The 19,139-nt window shown below is 71.8% G+C and carries 17 protein-coding genes and 1 tRNA gene; 5 read left to right on the plus strand and 13 right to left on the minus strand.

Annotation, left to right across the window (positions count from 1 at the left end; genetic code table 11):
• Positions 1–59: 59 nt before the first annotated feature.
• The 3 genes from ACI2LY_RS10605 to ACI2LY_RS10615 all read right to left on the minus strand — a co-directional run bounded on the left by ACI2LY_RS10605 (position 60) and on the right by ACI2LY_RS10615 (position 5,100).
• Positions 60–1,901 (minus strand): tetratricopeptide repeat protein, encoded by a 1,842-nt coding sequence (locus tag ACI2LY_RS10605; RefSeq protein WP_404706837.1) that lies wholly within the window; start codon positions 1,899–1,901, stop codon positions 60–62.
• Positions 1,902–2,106: 205 nt separating this feature from the next.
• Positions 2,107–2,180: transfer RNA gene (locus ACI2LY_RS10610), tRNA-Met, on the minus strand.
• Positions 2,181–2,223: 43 nt separating this feature from the next.
• Positions 2,224–5,100, minus strand: a complete 2,877-nt coding sequence (locus ACI2LY_RS10615) for a UPF0182 family protein (protein ID WP_404707308.1) — start codon at positions 5,098–5,100, stop codon at positions 2,224–2,226.
• A 157-nt stretch (positions 5,101–5,257) separates the two neighbouring features.
• On the opposite strand from ACI2LY_RS10615, the gene ACI2LY_RS10620 reads away from it, so the two are divergent.
• The gene (locus tag ACI2LY_RS10620; RefSeq protein ID WP_404706838.1) at positions 5,258–5,806 is read left to right on the plus strand and encodes a PPA1309 family protein; all 549 of its coding nucleotides are present in this window, start codon (positions 5,258–5,260) and stop codon (positions 5,804–5,806) included.
• Positions 5,807–5,876: 70 nt separating this feature from the next.
• Here ACI2LY_RS10620 and ACI2LY_RS10625 read toward each other — a convergent pair whose 3' ends face one another.
• From ACI2LY_RS10625 to ACI2LY_RS10640, 4 genes are all read right to left on the minus strand, one after another.
• Positions 5,877–6,983 (minus strand): PDZ domain-containing protein, encoded by a 1,107-nt coding sequence (locus ACI2LY_RS10625; RefSeq protein WP_404706839.1) that lies wholly within the window; start codon positions 6,981–6,983, stop codon positions 5,877–5,879.
• Positions 6,984–7,033: 50 nt separating this feature from the next.
• Entirely contained in the window at positions 7,034–7,207 is a 174-nt protein-coding gene (locus ACI2LY_RS10630) for a hypothetical protein (RefSeq protein ID WP_384359706.1), read from the minus strand.
• Between the two features lie 137 nt (positions 7,208–7,344).
• Entirely contained in the window at positions 7,345–7,806 is a 462-nt protein-coding gene (locus ACI2LY_RS10635; RefSeq protein WP_388995734.1) for a molybdenum cofactor biosynthesis protein MoaE, read from the minus strand.
• A 143-nt stretch (positions 7,807–7,949) separates the two neighbouring features.
• The gene (locus ACI2LY_RS10640; RefSeq protein ID WP_404706840.1) at positions 7,950–9,077 is read right to left on the minus strand and encodes an SDR family oxidoreductase; all 1,128 of its coding nucleotides are present in this window, start codon (positions 9,075–9,077) and stop codon (positions 7,950–7,952) included.
• 191 nt (positions 9,078–9,268) lie between these two features.
• On the opposite strand from ACI2LY_RS10640, the gene ACI2LY_RS10645 reads away from it, so the two are divergent.
• Together ACI2LY_RS10645 and ACI2LY_RS10650 are read left to right on the plus strand one after the other, a co-directional pair.
• Complete coding sequence (locus tag ACI2LY_RS10645) at positions 9,269–10,723, plus strand: zinc-dependent metalloprotease (RefSeq protein WP_404706841.1); 1,455 nt, start codon at positions 9,269–9,271, stop codon at positions 10,721–10,723.
• On the plus strand, positions 10,720–11,241 hold the full coding sequence (locus tag ACI2LY_RS10650) for an NUDIX hydrolase (protein ID WP_404706842.1): 522 nt from the start codon (positions 10,720–10,722) through the stop codon (positions 11,239–11,241). The genes ACI2LY_RS10645 and ACI2LY_RS10650 overlap by 4 nt, the downstream gene beginning before the upstream one ends.
• Before the next feature lie 132 nt (positions 11,242–11,373).
• On the opposite strand, the gene ACI2LY_RS10655 is transcribed toward ACI2LY_RS10650, so the two are convergent.
• The 4 genes from ACI2LY_RS10655 to ACI2LY_RS10670 all read right to left on the minus strand — a co-directional run bounded on the left by ACI2LY_RS10655 (position 11,374) and on the right by ACI2LY_RS10670 (position 15,200).
• On the minus strand, positions 11,374–12,129 hold the full coding sequence (locus ACI2LY_RS10655; RefSeq protein ID WP_404706843.1) for an AIM24 family protein: 756 nt from the start codon (positions 12,127–12,129) through the stop codon (positions 11,374–11,376).
• Between the two features lie 15 nt (positions 12,130–12,144).
• Complete coding sequence (locus ACI2LY_RS10660; RefSeq protein WP_393596235.1) at positions 12,145–12,825, minus strand: AIM24 family protein; 681 nt, start codon at positions 12,823–12,825, stop codon at positions 12,145–12,147.
• 11 nt (positions 12,826–12,836) lie between these two features.
• Positions 12,837–14,456, minus strand: a complete 1,620-nt coding sequence (locus ACI2LY_RS10665) for a TerD family protein (protein ID WP_404706844.1) — start codon at positions 14,454–14,456, stop codon at positions 12,837–12,839.
• 111 nt (positions 14,457–14,567) lie between these two features.
• Positions 14,568–15,200, minus strand: coding sequence for a M48 family metallopeptidase (locus ACI2LY_RS10670; RefSeq protein WP_404706845.1), 633 nt, complete (start codon positions 15,198–15,200; stop codon positions 14,568–14,570).
• Positions 15,201–15,437: 237 nt separating this feature from the next.
• Between ACI2LY_RS10670 and ACI2LY_RS10675 the strand changes: the two genes are divergently transcribed.
• Both ACI2LY_RS10675 and ACI2LY_RS10680 read left to right on the plus strand, forming a co-directional pair.
• Positions 15,438–16,703, plus strand: a complete 1,266-nt coding sequence (locus tag ACI2LY_RS10675; RefSeq protein WP_404706846.1) for a TOMM precursor leader peptide-binding protein — start codon at positions 15,438–15,440, stop codon at positions 16,701–16,703.
• Positions 16,696–18,126, plus strand: a complete 1,431-nt coding sequence (locus ACI2LY_RS10680) for an ABC1 kinase family protein (protein WP_404706847.1) — start codon at positions 16,696–16,698, stop codon at positions 18,124–18,126. Before ACI2LY_RS10675 ends, ACI2LY_RS10680 begins: the two co-directional genes overlap by 8 nt.
• Positions 18,127–18,292: 166 nt before the next feature.
• On the opposite strand, the gene ACI2LY_RS10685 is transcribed toward ACI2LY_RS10680, so the two are convergent.
• Together ACI2LY_RS10685 and ACI2LY_RS10690 are read right to left on the minus strand one after the other, a co-directional pair.
• Positions 18,293–18,619 (minus strand): hypothetical protein, encoded by a 327-nt coding sequence (locus ACI2LY_RS10685; protein ID WP_404707309.1) that lies wholly within the window; start codon positions 18,617–18,619, stop codon positions 18,293–18,295.
• Positions 18,620–18,630: 11 nt separating this feature from the next.
• On the minus strand, positions 18,631–18,999 hold the full coding sequence (locus tag ACI2LY_RS10690) for a WhiB family transcriptional regulator (RefSeq protein WP_030807350.1): 369 nt from the start codon (positions 18,997–18,999) through the stop codon (positions 18,631–18,633).
• Positions 19,000–19,139: the final 140 nt, after the last annotated feature.

Here is a 19,139-nt window from a genome sequence, read left to right on the forward strand (position 1 = left end):
CACTACGGGACCGATGGCCGCCGAGGCAAATCCATTCCCTCGCACCCCGTCCGCCCAGGTCACGCGGACAGCTCCTCGCGCAGCGCGTCCCGCAGCCGCGCCGCCCGCTCGGCCACCTCCACCGGGCCCAGCTCCACCGCGCGGGCCGCCCAGCGCTGCCCCTCGGCCAGCTCGCCCCGGCGCGCGTACACCAGGGCCAGGCGCAGCGCGGCCCGGCCGTGCCCGGCGTCGGCGGCACGGGTCCACCACACGGCCGCCTCAGGCTCGCTGCCCTCGCGGGCCAGCAGCAGCCCCAGGTTGAAGGCGCCGTTGCGGGAGCCCGCCTCGGCGGCCGCCCGGTACCAGCGGGCCGCCTCGACCACGTCACCGCGCGCCGCCGCGAGCATGCCGACCCGCACCTGCGCGCGCCGGTGGCCCTGACCGGCCGCCCGCTCGTACCACTCCTCGCACTCGGTCTTGTCGTGCACGCTCTCGCCCAGCTCGTGCGCGGGCTCCGGCGGACGGCGCGCGTCCAGCACGGTGGCCAGCCGGTACGCGGCCTCCGCGCTGCCGCCCCCGGCCGCGCACCGCAGATGACGCTCGGCGGTCTGCTCGTCGCCCTCGCGCAGCCGGGCGATGCCGACCTGGAGGGCCGCCTCGGTGTGCCCGGCGGCGGCCGCCCGCTCGTACCAGCGCACCGCGGACTCGGTGTCCCACTCGGTGTCGCGTCCGGCGTACAGGATGCCGAGGTTGAACGCGGCGTCCACGCTGCCGGCCTCGGCGGCCTTGGAGAACCAGGGCTCGGCGCCGCTGGTGTCGCCGCCCCGGAGCAGCAGGATGGCCAGCGCGTTCGCCGCCTCCCGGTGCCCGGCGTAGGCGGCGCGCCGGTACCACTGCTCGGCCTGGGCGGTGCGGCCCTGCTCGGCGCAGAGCAGCCCGAGGTTGTAGGCGCCGTTGTCGTCCCCGGCGTCCAGCGCGGCCCGGTACCAGCGCTCGGCGGTCTGGGTCTCGCCGCGCTCGGCGTGCAGGGCGCCCAGCGCGTTGGCGGCGTTGCCATCGCCGTCCTGGGCGGCGCGCAGCCACCACACGGCGGCGCTCTCGGTGTCCCCGGCGTCGCGCAGCAGGAATCCGAGGGCGCAGGCGGCGCGGGCCTCGCCGTCCTTGGCCGAGGTCAGGTACCAGCGCCCGGCCTCCTTCAGCTCGCCGCGCTTCTCCAGGATGGCGCCGAGGTGCAGCGCGGCCCGGCGGTGGCCGCGCGCGGCGGCCTGGCGGTACCACTGCTCGGCCTCGGCGGACGCCTCGCCGGTGCCGGGCTCGTCCTCGCGGCCGGTGCCGGGCTCGGCGCCGCCGCCGTCCAGGGAGCGGGCGAGCCGGTAGGCGGCCTCGCGGTGGCCGCGTTCGGCGGCGGCGCGCATCCAGTACGCGGAGCGGGAGTCGCCGCGGTGCTCCAGGAGGTCGGCTAGGGCGTAGGCGCCGAGCACATGGCCCTGCTCGGCGGACTGGCGCAGCCAGTACTCGGCGGCGGGTTCGTCACCGCGCTCGCGGTGGTGACGGCCGAGCGCGTGCGCGGCGGCGGCCGATCCGGCGACGGCGGCGATCCGCCACCAGTCGGCGGCCTCGTCGGCGTACCCGCGCTGATGCAGCAGGACGCCCAGGTTGTTGGCGGCGGGCCGGTCACCGGCGGACGCGGCGGCACGGAGCTGGGGTTCGGCCGCGTCGAGGTCGCCGCGACGCAGCAGCATGGCGCCGAGGACACTGGCGGCCTCGGCGTCGCCGGTGCGCGCCGCCATCCCGAGGCGCACCTCCTCGGCGTCCTCGGTGGCCTCCCCCACCTCGTCCACGTCGCGGGACGGTTCCTCACCCGAAGGCTGCACAAATCGCCCTGTCTCGAACAGAGTTGCCTTGTCCCCCATAACGTCCATCGTCGCACCACCTGCAACCTGGGTACACCCGGTGTACCGCAGCCCGTGAGGTCACTACAGCGTTTTGTCGACATGCCCACAGAGAGACAAGTCAAACACAGTTGGCCCAACTCCGGGCGGCGGCGCGGCCGATGAAACACGCAGCACATGAGTTCGCACATCACGAAGGCCCGGATCTCGATGAGATCCGGGCCTTCGTTTTCAGTAGCGGGGACAGGATTTGAACCTGCGACCTCTGGGTTATGAGCCCAGCGAGCTACCGAGCTGCTCCACCCCGCGCCGTTGTGTTCACAACTCTAGCACGGCGCGGAGCGGGCTCGGGTCAGTCGCCGCTGGTCCGGGGCTTGTCCGCAGCGGACTGGGCGTCCTCGGCCCGCCGCAGCGCGTCCTGGAGGTCCTTCTGCGCCTTGGCGTAGGCGTCCCAGTCCGGACCGGACTTCAGCGCCTCCTGGCCCGCGTCGTACGCCTTCTGGGCGTCCTGGAGGGCCTGGCGGACCGTCGGGTTGGTGGACGTCGGCGGTTCGGTGGTGCCGGACTCCGGCGGTTCGGAGCCCTTGACCCCGAAGACCTTGTCCAGCGCCTCGTCCAGGGTGTTCTCGAAGGCGGTCCGGCCCTCATAGGTCACCAGCACCTTGCGCAGCAGCGGGTACTTCAGGGTGCCGCCGCGCACATAGACCGGCTCCGCGTACAGCAGGCCGCCGTCCAGCGGGACGGTCAGCAGGTTGCCGTACTCGACCTGGGAGTGGCCGCGGCTCAGCAGGCTGATCGTCTCCGCGATGGACGGTTCGGAGTTGAACTGGCTCTGCACCTGCTTGGGGCCGTCGACCGTGGTGCTCGTCGGCAGCTTCAGGATTCTGATCTTGCCGTAGTCGCTGGCGCGCGGATCGGAGTCGACGGCCATGAACGCGCTCAGGTTGTCCCGGCCGTTCGGCGTGAAGGTCGTCGTCAGCGAGAAGACCTGCTGCTTCTGGTCCGGCATCTTCATGCTCAGGTAGTACGGCGGGACCGAGTCGCGGGAGTCGTTGGACGGGTCGTCCGGGACCTGCCACACCTCGCTGCCGCTGAGGAAGGTCTGCGCGTTGGTCACGTGGTAGCGGGTGAGCAGCTCGCGCTGGACCTTGAACAGGTCCTGCGGGTACCGCAGATGGGCCATCAGCTCCGGGCTGATGTCCGCGCGGGGCTTGACCGTGTCCGGGAACGCCTTCATCCAGGTCTTGAGCACCGGGTCGGCCGCGTCCCACTGGTAGAGCTTGACGTCACCGGTGTACGCGTCGACGGTCGCCTTGACCGAGTTGCGGATGTAGTTGACCTGGTTCTGCTGGGCCACCACCGCGCGGGAGTTGTTGGTCGCGGTCAGCGAGTCGGCCGTGGTGTCCCCGAGCGTGGTGCGCGAGGCGTACGGGTAGCCGTTGCTGGTCGTGTAGGCGTCGACGATCCACTGGATGCGCCCGTCCACCACGGCCGGGTAGGCGTCGCCGTCGATGGTCAGCCAGGGCGCGACGGACTCGACGCGGTCCTTGGGCGTGCGGTTGTACAGGATGCGCGAACCGTCGCCGATCGCCCCGGAGTAGAGGATCTGCGGCTCGTTGAACGCCACCGCGTACGCCGCCCGGTTGAGCGGGTTGTCGAGGTTGACGCCGCTCTTGCCGGTGTAGCTGGTGGTCTTCTCGCCCTCGTCGTCGGAGTAGTCGATCTCCTTCTGGGGACCGCCGACGATGGAGTACGTGGTGGTCTTCTCGCCGTAGTAGACCTGCTGCTGGTACTCGCCGAGGTCGCCCTTGGAGGGCAGGTTCTTCTCGGTGAAGACCGGGCGGCCCTTGTCGTCGGACTCGGTGCCCTTGGCGGCGACCACGCCGTAGCCGTGGGTGTAGCGGAAGTGGTCGTTGATCCAGTTGTTCTTCGGGATGCCGCCCAGATTCAGCTCACGCAGCCCCAGGACGGTGTCCTGCTCCTTGCCGTCCTTGGTGGGGTACCGGTCGACGTCCAGGTTGGTCGGGAAGCCGTAGTAGTTCCGGATCTGCTGGAGCTGCTGGAACGTGGGCGAGACCACGTTCGGGTCCATGATGCGGATGCTGGCGGTCTTGCCGACCTGGTCGCGCAGCGTCGTCTTGTCGTCGGTCGCGGCCCGGCCCGGGTACTCGCTGACCTTCGTGTGGTCGATGCCGTACGCCTCGCGGGTCGCCTTGAGGTTCTTCTGGACGTACGGGGCTTCCTTGGCCTGCTCGTTGGGCTGGACCTGGAACTTCTGCACGATGGCCGGGTAGAGGCCGCCGATCAGGACCGCGGAGAGCACCATCAGGCCGAAGCCGATGACGGGGAGCTGCCAGGTGCGCCGCCACAGGGTGGCGAAGAACAGCAGCGCGCAGATGACGGCGATGAAGAACAGGATCGTCTTCGCGGGCAGATAGGCGTTGGCGTCCACGTAGCGCAGACCCGTCCAGTTGCCCGTCGCCTTGAAGTCGCTGGACTTCACCGCGAGGCCGTACCGGTCGAGCCAGTAGGCGACGGCCTTCAGGGAGACGAAGAGGCCGAGCAGCACCGAGAGATGGCCGGTCGCGGCGGACGAGGCGCGCGAACCGGGGCTGGTGACGCGCAGTCCGCCGTACAGGTAGTGGGTGAGCGCGGCGGCGATCAGCGACAGGATGGCGGTGGCGAAGCCGAAGGCCAGCAGGAAGCGGTACCAGGGCAGGTCGAAGGCGTAGAAGGAGACGTCCCGGTGGAACTGGGGGTCCTTCTCGCCGAAGGACACGCCGTTGACCCACATCAGCCAGGTCCGCCACTGCCCGGCCGCCGAGGCACCGGCGATCAGACCGACCAGCGCGGTGACGGCGAGCAGCAGCCAGGTCTTGTACGGCGCGATCCCCATCCGGTACCGGTCGAGGCTCTGCTGTTCCATCGACATGGCGCTCAGCGGGGGCCGCAGGCGGTGCGCGAGCCAGATGTTGAAGCCCACCGCGAGGGCCATCAGCACGCCGAAGACGAAGAACAGCCCGATCTTCGTCCACAGGGTGGTGGTGAACACCGACGAGTAGTGCACCGACCGGTACCAGAGCCAGTCCGTCCAGAAACCGGCGAACATGGTGAAGGCCATACCGAGGGCGGCCAGCACCCCCAGGGTCACGAGCAGGGTCCTCACCCGCCGGGACGGACGGCCCGCCCTGATCCGTGGCCCCGTCGGGCCTCCGCCGCGGTCCGGCATCTGGAAAGCCAAGGTGCGCACCTCGAAGTCGCTGTCGATCCGTCAGGCCCTCGTGTTCGCGGGCCCTTGGTGGCCCCCTGTGATCGCGGGCCCCCACCTATGCAACTTACTCACGGTTTACTCGGTTCCCGATTTCGGCCGGGAACGAGGCAGGATTGTGACCATGTCCAACACTCCCATGGCGGCGAGCCCGCTCACCCGGGCCGTACTCGAGATCGACGAGTACGCGTCCGGCCTCGGCTGGGACCAGCCGGCCCGCCTCTTCGCCCTCGTCGACACCGCGCGTCTGCGCACCCAGGAACCCTCCCTCGCGGCCCAGCTGGGCCTGGACGAGGAGACCGGTGACACCGGCTTCACCCCGATCGAGCAGGACGAGGTCCCGGCCGACAAGGCACTCGACCAGTTCCTCGCCACCATCGCGTGGCCGGACGCGGTGGTCGGCTGCGCGCTCACCGTGGAGCGCCTGATGCTGCCCTCGTCCGTCGACACGCAGGTCCCGCAGGGGCTCAGCGACGCCGAGCTGGCCAAGTGGGTGGCCGGGCGTCCGGAGCGTCAGGAGGTGCGGATGACGGTCGCGGTGCTGCGCGACGGCAACCGCGAGTCGGCGATCCGGCTGCGGGAGAAGGACTCGGCGACCGAGGTGCTGACCGGTCCGGACCTGGTGCCGGGGCTGGCGGAGGCGCTGGCGGCGACGTTCTCCGAGTGACTTTCCTTTGTGATGCGACGCGGGGCGCCCACCGTTTTCCGGTGGGCGCCCCGCGCGCGTGCAGGGAGCTTCAGCCCTTGGTGGTGCACTTCGGCAGGTCGGCGGTGCGGCCCTCGCGGATGTCCTTGAGGGCGTCCAGGGCGTCGCCGATCTTCTTCACCTTGACCAGGGTGAGGCCGCTCGGGGTGTCCTTGGCGGCGGAGGCGCAGTTGTCGGCGGGGGTCAGGAAGTACTGGGCGCCCTTGTCGCGCGCGCCGACCGTCTTCATCTCGATGCCGCCGATGGGGCCGACCGTGCCCTCGTCGTCGATGGTGCCGGTGCCCGCGATGAACTTGCCGCCGGTGAGGTCGCCGGGGGTGAGCTTGTCGTAGATGCCGAGCGCGAACATCAGTCCGGCGCTGGGGCCGCCCACGTCGGCGAGCTTGATGTCGACGGTGAACGGGAAGGTGTGGTCGGTCCCGGCCGAGATCCCGACGATGGCCCGCTGGGCGCCCTTGTCGGCGGAGTCCGCGGAATCGGCGGTCGTGATCGTCACGTCCTGGGTCTTCGTCGCCGTCCGGTGCGCCTTCTCGGCGGCCGCCTGCTCCTTGGCGGGGACGACGGTGAAGACGACCTTCTGACCCGGCTCGTGCTTGGTCACCAGCTTGGCCACGTCGGCGGGCTGCTTGACCTGGGTGCCGTCCACCGCCTTGATCACGTCACCGGCGTGCAGCCTGCCCTCGGCCGGGGAGTCCTTGATCACCGTGGAGACGATCACCCAGGACGTCACCGGGATGTGCAGCTCCTTCAGGGCGGCGACCTTGGCGCTCTCCTGGGACTGGCTGAACTCCTCGGCGTTCTCCTGGGTGGACTGCTCCTCGGTCTTGCCGTCCGGGTAGAGCGTGTCGTGCGGGACGACCTTGGTGTCGTGGGCCAGCCAGCCGTAGACCGCCTCGACCAGGTTCATCCGGAAGTCCGCGCTGGTCACCCGGACGGTGGTCATGTTCAGGTGACCGTCGGCCGGATAGGTGCGGTGGCCCGAGACCTGGAGCACCGGTTCGCCGTCGTGGTCCCCGAGCGTGTTCACGGTCGGCCCCGGAGACATCTCCGCGTACGGCACGGGGATGAGCACTCCCGCGCAGAGCAGCGCGATCAGCATCAGGGTGGACGCGAGCATCGTCGCGGTACGGCGTGGCATGGCACGACAGTACGGGACACGTGTGTCAGCGCCCCGTCAGGGCACCCCCGTCAGGCTCCGGGGGCGCCCGTGTGGGACTTCTCCATGGCCTCGCGGAACCGCGCGTAGCCGTCGAGTTCGGGGCCGTCGCCGCGGGTTCTACGGGTCCGGTTGGCCCAGCTTCCCCACAGACCGGCCGCGACAGCGGCGATCAGCGGAATCAGCAACCAGGCGAGCACCGCCATGCCGACCTCCCAACCCCATGAGTGTCCGCGAACTGAGTGATCAGCAGATTAACCATTCGCACGGACAACGCTCACGCGCGGGGTGCGGTTACGCAACCGGAGCACCCGATGGGCCGAACGTCACCGGCCCGCGCGGATCAGCAGGCGCCGACCCATTCCTCGGTGCCGTCGGAGAACCGCTGGTGCTTCCAGACCGGCACCTCGTGCTTGATGTCGTCGATCAGCTTGCGGCAGGCGTCGAACGCGTCGCCCCGGTGCGGGCACGACACACCGACGACGACGGCGAGGTCACCGACGGCCAGATCGCCCACCCGGTGGACGGCCGCCAGGGCCCGCACCGGGTACTCCGCGACGACCTTCTCCGCGACCCGCCGCATCTCGTCCACGGCGGAGGGGTGGCAGGAGTAGCCGAGGGCGTCGACGTCCGCGCCCCCGTCGTGGTTGCGCACGGTGCCCACGAACAGCGAGATGCCGCCCGCCGCGTCGTCCCCGAGGGCGGCGAACACCTCGTCCACCGAGAGGGGCGTGTCCCGGATGCCGATCAGCTTGATGGGGCTGGGGGCCGCCTGCTCACCGGGGTGTTCGTTCGTGAGTGCCATGTCTCCATGGTGCCGCACGTGGCGGGGCAGGCGGAATGCGACGTTCGGCCGGGTGGAGGGGGTGGCCGGTCGGATGGACGGGGGGGGGCGCAGGTCGGATGGGCGGGGGGTGGCCGGTCGGCCGGGTGGGGGCCGCTGTGCGCTCAGATGCGGCGGCGTGCCTTGCGGGCCCGGCGTACCACCGCCGCCGCGCCCAGCAGGGCCACGGTCGCGCCCGCCGCGCCGGCCGCCGTGGCGTCCTTGCGGCCGAGCCTGCGTCCGGCGACCGTGTGCCGACCGGAGACCTCCGCCAGCAGCTCCGCGAGCACGTCCTCGTTGGTCCAGCGCGGCCGCCACCCGGCCGAGTGCAGCCTGCTCCCGCTGACCACCCAGGGGTACATCGTGTACGCCAGGTCGCCCGCCGGGGACGGGGTGAGCCCGATCCGGTGCAGCCGGGCGGCCGCGCCGAGGGCGACCGCGGAGGGCAGCTCCATGCGCCGGATGCCGCTCAGCTCCTCGACCTCCTCCTGCTCCAGCCAGCCGTCGCAGCCGACGGCGAGTTCCCCGTCGACCTTCTCCAGCACGGCGTACTCCAGCGCCGAGCACAGGTCGTCGACGTGGCAGAACTGCCAGGCGGGCCGCGAGTCGGCGACCACGAGCAGCCGGGGCGACTCGAAGTACCGGGTCAGCGCGGTGTCCGTGCCGCCGACCAGCAGCGCGGGGCGCACCACGGTGACGTTCAGGCCGGGGTGCGCGCGGGGCGCCCGGCGGGCCAGGCGTTCGATCTCCAGCAGGTCGGCGACCCCGGTGGCGTCGGCGGTGGCGCGCAGCTCGGCGTCCTCCGACAGGGGCAGCTCGTTGTCCTCCAGCGCGCCGTAGACCATGGCGGAGGTGCACAGCACGACCCGGTGGACCCCGGCGGCGGCCGCGGCGGTCAGCACGGTCTGGGTGCCGCGCACGTTGTAGGCGCTGCGGGCGGCCGCGTCGCTGCCCAGGTCCAGGTCGAGCGCCAGGTGGACGACCACGTCGGCGCCGCGCAGCTTCTCGGCGATCGCCGGGTCCCGCACGTCGAGGATGTGCCACCGCGCCTCGGCGCACTCCCCCCGCCGCTCGTCGATGGCGACGACCTGCCGGATCTCCTCGGACGCCGCGAGCCGCTCGGTGAGCAGCGCGCCGATCCCGGTGGCGGCGCCGGTCACCGCGACGACGGGCCCGCGCACGGCGGGCGAGGGCGATGCGGGCGGAGATGAGGGGTTTCGCGCTGCGCGAACCTGCGGATCTGGGGAACTCACCGGGCGTCTCCAGCGGTTGTCTTCAGTACGAGCGCGGACGACGCGCCCGTACCAGGTGCATCCATCCTGCCGCAGCCCATCTGTGGGCGAAGCACCGAGGCCCTATCCGGTCCGGGTGTCTACGCTGGGTGGTGAAGTCGGGCAGCCGCGCCGCCGGAGAGAACCGGTGGCCTTACCAGCCGAGGAACCCCGTGAGTGACACCCCATTCGGATTCGGCCTTCCGCCGGAGGAGCCGGACGACGGCGACGAGGGCAAGAAGAAGGACCAGCAGAGCGGTGGTGGGCAGGGACCGGCCGACCCGTTCGGGTTCGGCTCCCTGCCGGGCGCCGGTGGCTTCGGCGCCCCCGGCGCCGACAATCCGCTCGCCGCGATGTTCGGTTCCCTGAACCCCAACGACCTGGGCGCGGCGTTCCAGCAGCTGGGCCAGATGCTCTCCTACGAGGGCGGCCCGGTGAACTGGGACATGGCCAAGCAGATCGCCCGCCAGACGGTCGCCCAGGGCACCCAGGACGGCGTCAAGGACGCGAGCGTCGGCCCCGCCGAGCACTCCGCGGTCCAGGAGGCCGTGCGCCTGGCCGACCTGTGGCTGGACGACGCGACCTCGCTGCCCTCCGGCGCGAACACGGCCGTGGCCTGGTCGCGCGCGGAGTGGGTCGAGGCGACGCTCCCGGCCTGGAAGGAACTGGTCGACCCGGTCGCCGAGCGGGTCGGCGCGGCCATGGGCGATGTCCTGCCGGAGGAGATGCAGGCCATGGCGGGCCCGCTGATCGGCATGATGCGCTCGATGGGCGGCGCCATGTTCGGCACCCAGATCGGGCAGGCCGTCGGCGTGCTCGCGGGCGAGGTCGTCGGCTCCACCGACATCGGGCTGCCGCTGGGCCCGGCGGGCAAGGCGGCGCTGCTGCCGGTCAACATGGAGGCGTTCGGCAAGGACCTGGGCGTCCCCCAGGAGGAGGTGCGGCTCTACCTCGCCCTGCGTGAGGCGGCCCACCAGCGCCTCTTCGCCCACGTGCCGTGGCTGCGCTCGCACCTGTTCGGCGCGGTCGAGGGCTACGCGCGCGGCATCAAGGTCGACACCGCCAAGCTGGAGGACGTGGTCGGCCAGTTCGACCCGCAGAACCCCGAGCAGCTGCAGGACGCGCTCCAGCAGGGCATGTTCCAGCCCGAGGACACGCCCGAGCAGAAGGCGGCGCTGGCCCGGCTGGAGACGGCGCTCGCGCTGGTCGAGGGCTGGGTGGACGCGGTGGTCCACGCGGCCGCCAAGCCGCGCCTGTCCTCCGCCGACGCGCTGCGCGAGACGCTGCGCCGCCGTCGCGCGAGCGGTGGTCCGGCGGAGCAGACGTTCGCCACGCTGATCGGTCTGGAGCTGCGCCCGCGCCGACTGCGCGACGCCTCCCGCCTGTGGGCCTCGCTCACGGACGCGCGCGGGGTCGACGGCCGGGACGACCTGTGGCACCACCCGGACATGCTGCCGACGGCCACCGACCTCGACGACCCGGACGGCTTCGTCCACCGCGAGCAGCTGGACTTCTCCGAGCTGGACAAGATGCTCGGCGAGGCGGCGGGCGGCGGTGCGCACAAGCCCGACCTGAAGAAGGACGAGGGCGACGGCACGGGCGAGAGCAAGGGCGACGAGACCGAGTGAGCCTGTACGACGACGCGGTCCTCGTGCTCAAGGGCTACGAGGACCAGGCCGAGCTGCGCGACGCCTATCTGGCCCATCTGGCCGCCCAGCCGGACGGCATGTGGAAGTCCTGCCACGCGGGGCATCTCACGGCCAGCGCCCTGGTGATCGACCCGGAGCACGACCGTGTCCTGCTCACCCTGCACAAGAAGCTGCGGATGTGGCTCCAGATGGGCGGACACTGCGAGCCGGGCGACATCTCCGTGGCGGGCGCGGCCCTGCGCGAGGCGACGGAGGAGTCCGGCATCGCCGGGCTGACCCTGCTGCCCGGCGGCCCGGTCCGCCTGGACCGGCACCCGATCCCGGCCCCGTGCCACTGGCACTACGACGTGCAGTACGCGGTACTGGCCCCACGCGGCGCCGAGCACGCGATCAGCGACGAGTCGCTGGATCTGCGCTGGTTCGGCTACGACGAGGTCGCGGAGGTGGCGGACGAGTCGGTGGTCCGGCTGCTGGAGGGGACGCGGGCGCGGCTGTGAGGGTGGTCCGGCCCGGAGGTGGTCCGGTTGTGAGCGTGGTCCGGCTCTGAAAGTGGTCCGGCTCTGAACGTGTAAGGGGCGCCCGCCGTTGTGGGCGCCCCTTACGTTCACCGCGCTTCACTCGTCGCGTCCTCAGCTCCAGACGTTGCCCTGGTTCTGCCCCCGGGCGCCCTGCTGGCCCATGCCGAACTGGGCCGCGACACCGCCGCCGATCTGCGCGTGCTGCGGCGGGAGCAGTTCGCTGGGCTGCACCAGGGCGAAGCCGGAGCCCATGAAGCTCAGCTCCCAGCCCTCACCGGTGCTGCCGCGCCGCCGCCACACCCCGGAGGAGTGGGTCTGGGCCTGCATCTGCACCCGCAGCGAGGTGGACCAGGCGACGATGGCGTCCGCGTCGCAGTTGACGTACCGGTCCGGGGTGACCCGCATCAGCAGGGGCGCGCCGGAGGTCATCAGGGCGACCTTGCCGCGTCCGGTGATGTTGAGCTGGTACTTCCCGGAGCCAGAGATGCCGTAGAGGCTGTCCACGGCGATGACCTCGTGGTGCAGCGAGGAGTCCATGGCGAGGACGTAGGAGCTGTCGACGGTGAGGCCGTCCTGCTCGACGTCCAGGAGGTGGACGTGCTGGGCGAGGTTGGCGAGATAGACGGTGCCCTGCCCGTGACAGCGCATCAGGTCCAGGCCCTCACCGGTGTGGGCCCTGGCCCGGCGCTGGCCCTGGCTCCGGTACTCGGCGTCGAACTCGACCATGCCCTGGTAGGCGACCATGCTGCCCTTGCGGGCCAGGAGGTCGTCGTGGCCCTCCAGGGTGACGCGGAGCAGCTGCGCGTTCTGCAGGCTCCAGCGCTCCTGGGTCTGGAGGTCGTTGTGCGCGAAAAGCGGACTCTGCATGGTGTGTGCTCCCCCTCAGCCCCGGAACCGGAGGCGGTCGGTGCTGTCCTCGCTGGGCTGGACGACGACGATGCCCTGCCCGGAGAAGGCCATCTGGTACGCCTCGCCGCTGCCCCGGCCGATCAGCGACTGCGCCTTGAAGCTGCGCTTGCCCTTCACCTTGAGGTTCGGGGACCAGGCCACGAGCGCGTCGGGGTCGACATAGGTCTCGTCCTCGCCGCCGCCGCAGTCCACGACGATCGGGGTGCCGCGCGAGGTCAGCGCGACCCAGCCCTGCCCGGAGATCCGGGTGTTCCACAGGCCCTGCCCGGCGAACTTGGCCAGTCCCTTGACCCGCTCCACGCTCCAGGTCAACTGGGCGTCGAAGGCGAGCAGGTTGGTGGCGTTGACGGAGATGCCGTCGCCGCCGAGGTTGATCACGACCACGTCGGCGCCGTAGTCGGCGAGGTAGAGCAGGCCGTCGCCGGAGCACTTCATCAGCGGGGCGCCCTCGCCGGTCATCCAGTCGCGGGCGATCTGGCGGACGGCGGGCGGGTTGGGCTCGTACTGGATGAAGCCCTCGTAGGCGATCATCGAGCCCACGCGCGCGAGGAGGTCGTTGCCGGTCTGCATGGCGACCTTCAGCATGTGGCTGCCGTGGTTCTCCATGCGGGCGGTGACGGGTGCGGGGGCGAAGCCCGCGAGCGGCTGGTTCATGACGGGCTCCCTCAGACCTCGTACGGCTGGACGACGATGAAGTTGCCGGGCGCGCCCCGGAACTGGAGGTTGACGCTCTCCCCGGTGTCGCCCGCGTAGGCGTTGCGGCGCATCCGGACCTGGCTGGAGACGATCACCTGCGAGGCGGCCGACCAGGCGACCACCGCCTGGCAGTCGGCGAAGGTCGTGGGCGTCACGGGCAGCACCACGGGGGTGCCGTGCGTCTTGACGACGAGCGTGCCGGTGCCCTGGAACTGCATGGTGAACAGCGCGCCGCCGGGGATGCCGTGGCCCTCGATCCGGCGGACCTCGTACTGGAGGCTCTCGTCGAAGGCGAGGACGTTCTCGGCGGAGACGCAGATCGCGTCGCCCTGGAGCTCGATCGGGTGGAGGTGGGTGGAGTTGTCGGCGAGGAACACCTGTCCCTGGCCGGTGCAGCGCATCAACTGCATCTCCTGGCCGGTGGCGTTGCCGACCAGCCGTCCGGCGAATCCGGCGCCCTTGTAGTTGAAGTCGACCTTGCCCTGGTAGAGCACCATGCTGCCCTGCCGGGCCAGCACCGGCTGGCCTCCGGCGCCGAGGTCGACGCGGACCAGCTTGTGGTTCTGCTGGGTCCAACGCTGGCCGGTGGGCGCCTCCTTGAACTTCTGGAGCGCGGCGCCCACTCCGGCCGCTTGCTGGGGCGTGCCCTGCGGGACGCCGTAGGAGGGGGTGCCCTGGCCGGGGACCTGGGCGTAGCCGGGGGGCATGGGGGCGGTGGGCTGTCCGCCGTGGGAGGGCGGGGAGTTGTAGCCGGGGGGTGCGGGGGCCGCCGGGGGCTGGGCCGGTGCCTGGCCGTAGCCGGGTGGCAGGGGTGCGCTCGGCGGGGCCGGGTGGCCGAAGGCGGCCGGGGCCGGGCCGGGCGGCGGGACGGTGCCCGCGGGCGGGGTCAGGGGTTCGACCAGGGTGGGAGCCGCGTGCACGTCCGGCCGGGGCGCCGGGGGCGGGGTGAACGCCTGGGGCGCGGGGGGCGTGGCCGGTCCGCCGGGGACGGCGAAGGCGGGCGGCGCGAAGCCGGGTGCGGCCGGGGTCGCGGGCTCCGGCTGGGCCGGTGCGGGCGCCTCCTCCTCGACCTCGCCGCCGAAGTTCTTCAGCAGCGCCTCCAGGCCGCCGTCGAAGCCCTGTCCGACCGCGGCGAACCGCCAGACGTCCTTGAGGTAGAGGTCGCCGAGCATCACGGCGCGCTCGGTGGAGAACTCGGTGCCGGTGAAGGAGTACCGCGCGACCTCCTCACCTCCCGCCACGATGCGCAGATAGCCGGGCGCGATCCGGGACATCTGCCCGTCGCCGTCGATGGTCGCGGTGAACGACAGCTTGTGGATGGCGGCCGGAATCCGGTCCAGCGTGATCCGGAACGACTCGGTGTCGCCCGCCTGGGCACCCAGCAGTTGGATGGACTCCTCGGGGGACTTCGGCTGGTTGAAGAAGACGAAGTACCGGTCGTCGGAGAGGCGTTCGTCGGCGTCGAGGCCGAAGCAGCTGATGTCGAAGGTCAGTCCGGGGGCGGAGATCTGCACACCCACGTACAGATCCGTACCCGCGGTGAGGTCACTGATCCTGGCCCTGTGGCCGCGTTGGAATTCCCTGGACATACGTTACGTCCGTCCCCCGTCCCGAAAGCTAGTACGTCGCGTCAGGCTAACCGCAAACACCGACATCGGCCTCAGCCGGTACACACCCGGTACAGAACCGGGTCCCGGACCTCACACCTCCTCGTCGTCCGCTACGTCCGGCGGTATGTCCGGCAGCCCCGCGGTGGCGGCCACGCCCTCCAGATAGCCGCGGGCCCGCTCGGTGCGCGGGTACGACTCCAACAGCCGCCAGAAATCCGGGCCGTGACCGGGCACCAGGAGATGCGCCAGCTCATGGCAGAGCACGTAGTCGACGACGTACTCGGGCATCCCCCGCAGCCGGTGCGAGAGCCGGATGGTGCCCTCCGCCGGGGTGCACGAACCCCAGCGGGTGTTCTGGTTGGTCACCCAGCGCACCGAACCCGGCCGCGCCCGGCCCTCGAAGTACCGCTCCGACAGCCGCCCGGCGCGCTCGGTCAGTTCGGCGTCACCGCCGCGCACGGTCCGCCTCGCCTCCTTCGCGGCGAGCCGGTCGAGCATGGCGGTGACCCAGCGCCGCTCCTCCGCCTTCGACATGCGGGCGGGGATCAGCACGATGGTGCGGTCACCCTCGCGGTAGGCGGAGACGGTCCGGCGGCGCCGGTCGCTGCGCCGGACCTCGACGGGGCCGTGCGCGGCGAGCGGCTGCTGTTCGGCGGGTTCGAGGGGTCCGGTGGGTTTGGTGGGTCGGGTGGGTCCAGTGGATTCCGTGGGTTCGATGGGCACGTCTCGAAGGTACTCGCCGGTGCCGACAGCGGGCCGGGCCTGTGGACAACCGAAGCCGCGTGAGCAGCTTGTACGACGATCACGCCGTGCCTGTGGACAACTTTCGGCACGCATTCCGGAACCCGGCCATGCTGGCAGTCGTCGGAGCGAGCAGGACCGGCTCGGCCGACGTACGAAAGGCGGAACGACGCGCGCCCGGCCGGGTGTGCGCGAGATCTGGGGACACGGGGGCCCGTCATGCATCCGATGGTGAAACCGGCGCTGCGGCGCGGCTGGCGCGATCTCGGCACCGTGCAGTTCGGCATGACTCCGGCGCACGCGATCACTCTGGGTCCGGTGGACCTGGCGACGAGCGGTTTCCTGGAGCTGCTCGACGGCACTCGTGACGTGGCGCTGCTGCGGGAGGAGGCCCGGCGGATGGACCTTCCCGACGGTCATGCCGACCGGCTGGTCGGCAGACTGGGCCGGGCGGGGCTGCTCGACGACACACGGGACTGCTCGCCCGCCGCGACCGCGCTGCGGGAGAGAGGAGGGGAGGCGCTGGACCGGCTGCGCCCGGATCTCGCCTCCCTGTCGCTGACCACGGCGGAGCCGGGCGGCGCGCTCACCCGCCTCGCCGCCCGGCGCGCCCTGCGGGTGCGGGTCCTAGGTGCGGGCCGGGTGGGGTCCGTGCTGGCGGCGCTGCTGTCCGGGGCCGGGATCGGAGAAGTCGAGGTGCGCGATGCGGGCCGGGTGCAGCCGTGGGACGTGGCGCCGGGCGGGCTGCCGTCGGAGGCGGTGGGCGAGCGGCGGGAAGACGCGGCGCGGGCGGCGGTGCGCCGTGCGGCCCCGGACCGTCCGCCACGCCGGACCCGGCACGGCAGGCTGCCCGATCCCGTCCCGGACGCCGAGCCAGGTCTGTCCCTGGTGATCCTCGCCCCGCGTGACGAGGTCGCGGTGCACGCCCCGGACCCGTCCCTCGCCGAGCCGTTCATGATCTCCGGGACTCCGCATCTCTACGCGGGTGTGGTGGAGGGCACCGGTGTCGTCGGGCCGCTGGTGCTGCCCGGCCGGACGGGGTGCGCGGGCTGTCTCCAGCAGCACCGCACCGACGAGGACCCGGCGTGGCCCCGGCTGATCACCCAGTGGCGTTCGGGCAGGGCGCGCCGGGTGGGCGCCTGCGATCTGACCCTGGCCACGGCGGTCGCGGGACTCGCCGCCGCCCACGCCCTGAGCTTTCTCGACGGGGCCGAACCGGCTGCCACCAGCACCCGCTGGGAGGCAGCCCTACCCGCCCTGACCTGGGACGCTCGCCCTGTCGCTCCGCATCCGGCATGCGGCTGCGGGGCGAAGGAGAGGAGGAGAGGGAGCACCCCGGCACGGGCCGGGGAGAAAGCCGAGGGGGAGCACTCCTCAACGCGAGGGCTGCCGCGCGCGACAATGGCGGTGCAACGGCCGTCGGCCGAGCGGCGACGCGAGACCGGCGTCGCGCGGCCGACAGGGACTTGGAGGGCGCATGTCTGATCTTCCCCGGAAGGCGGTCACCCGGACCGCGAAGCTCGCCGCGCTCCCGCTCGGCTTCGCCGGCCGGGCCACCTGGGGGCTGGGCAAGCGGATCGTGGGCGAGTCGGCGGAGCTCGTCGGCCGGGAGCTTCAGCAGCGGACGGCCGAGCAGCTCTTCAAGGTGCTCGGTGAGCTGAAGGGGGGCGCGATGAAGTTCGGGCAGGCGCTGTCCGTCTTCGAGTCCGCGCTGCCCGAGGAGATCGCCGGTCCCTACCGCGCCGCGCTGACCAAGCTCCAGGAAGCGGCGCCCCCGATGCCAACCCGCACGGTGCACGCCGTGCTGGAGGAGCGGATGGGCGAGGACTGGCGGGAGCTGTTCCTGGAGTTCGAGGACAAGCCCGCTGCCGCGGCCTCGATCGGGCAGGTGCACCGGGCGGTGTGGCACGACGGCCGGGAGGTGGCGGTCAAGGTCCAGTATCCGGGCGCCGGTGAGGCACTGCTGTCGGACCTGAATCAACTGAGCCGGTTCGTCCGGCTGTTGGGGCCGCTCATCCCCGGCATGGACATCAAGCCGCTGGTCGCGGAGCTGAAGGACCGGGTCTCCGAGGAGCTGGACTACGAGCTGGAGGCGCAGGCGCAGGCCGCGCACGCGGCGGAGTTCGTGGACGACCCGGACGTGCTGGTCCCGGCGGTGGTGCAGCAGTACGACCAGGTGCTGGTGACCGAGTGGATCGACGGCGTCCCGCTGTCCGAGATCATCTCCGACGGCACCGAGGAGCAGCGGGACCGGGCCGGGCAGCTGCTGGCGCGTTTCCTCTTCTCCGGCCCGGCGCGCACCGGCCTGCTGCACGCCGATCCGCATCCGGGCAACTTCCGGCTGCTGCCCCCGGGGCCGGACGGCGAGGAGGACTGGCGTCTCGGCGTGCTGGACTTCGGGACGGTCGACCGACTCCCCGGCGGTCTGCCGTCCACCATCGGGGTGGCGCTGCGGATGACGCTGGAGGGCGACGCCGAGCCGGTCTACGAGATGCTGTGCGAGGAAGGGTTCATCAAGGAGTCCATGGACCTGGACCCCGACGCGGTCCTCGACTATCTGCTGCCGATCATCGAGCCCGCGCAGGTGGACACCTTCACCTTCACCCGCTCGTGGATGCGCGGTCAGGCGGCCCGGGTCGCCGACCCCCGCTCCCCCGCGTACCAGCTCGGCAAGCAGCTGAACCTGCCGCCGTCCTATCTGCTGATCCACCGGGTGACGCTGAGCACCATCGGCGTGCTGTGCCAGCTGGGCGCGACCGTGCGGCTCCGGGAGGATCTGGAGGAATGGCTGCCGGGGTTCGGGCCGGAGGCGGAGCTGCTGGAAGCGGACGCGGAGGCACCGGAGCCCGAGGAGGAAGAGGAAGAGGAAGAGGAGGAAGCGCCGGAGGCGCCTGCGGCACAGGCGTAGGCGCGCAAGGGTAGGCGGCGCACAGCGGCGGACACGACGCCGATCGGACATGCCTCGGGGGCCGGTCCGTTCGGCCGGACCGGCCCCCGAGGGGAAGACTTCGCCTCCCGGTGCCGGGAGGCCACCGCTTCGGGTGGGTGCGCTCAGCGCGCTGCGAGGGTGGCGCCTACTGCATGACGGCGACGGCGAGCGCACGGCGGGCACGCAGCGACGCGCGCTCCGCCCGGCGCTGCATCCGCCGGGCGGTGACCAGGCTCATGGCCCGGCGCTCCTGCTCGGCGTCGTGCAGGCGCTCGTGCATATGCGCACGAGCCAGGGCTTCTGGGATGAGTTGCATTTCGCGGGTCCTGTTCGTCTGGCGCGAGCCTGTCACGCCACGGTTATCGAGGTCTGGGGTCGCCGAGCCGGTGGGCTCGCTGGTGGACGGCTTCATCGGGGCCTGCTTCTTGGGGTCGTGCGTGAGGGGACGGTCGATCGTTCCTGCGGTGTGCATCCGTGCGATGTTCATGCCGTGACCGGGTTCTTGCGCGGACGGCCGCGGGGCCGCTTCCGGGCGACGACGACACCCTGGACGAACAGCTCTCCGCCCCAGACGCCCCACGGCTCGCGGCGCTCCTTGGCCCCGGCGAGGCAGGCTTCGACCAGCGGGCAGGTGCGGCAGAGCGACTTGGCGTACTCGACATCGGCCGGCGACTCGGCGAAGAACACCTCCGGGTCGTAGGAACGGCAGGGGACGGGCACGCCGAGGTTCTCGATGGCGTCGTCGAGCGCGGTGAGCGCGGTGAGGGGGAGCAAGGCGGGGTCCTCCGTGGAGCCGAGCTGAGTGATCGCTTGTGAGGGCGGTACTGACGGGGCGTGCGCTTCGAGTTGCACGGGGTGTTGTCCTCGTCTGGTCGTTCCGGCCGGTGGACCGGGTGTCGGCTGGATACCGGGTCTTCTTTTGTCGTACCGAGGCGCCTTCGGTGTGTCCTCCCCGTTCGGGGAAAACAGAAGGGCCGCGGTTCCCGGGTGGG

It is taken from the genome of Streptomyces sp. NPDC002176, assembly GCF_044903645.1.
GTDB lineage: Bacteria > Actinomycetota > Actinomycetes > Streptomycetales > Streptomycetaceae > Streptomyces.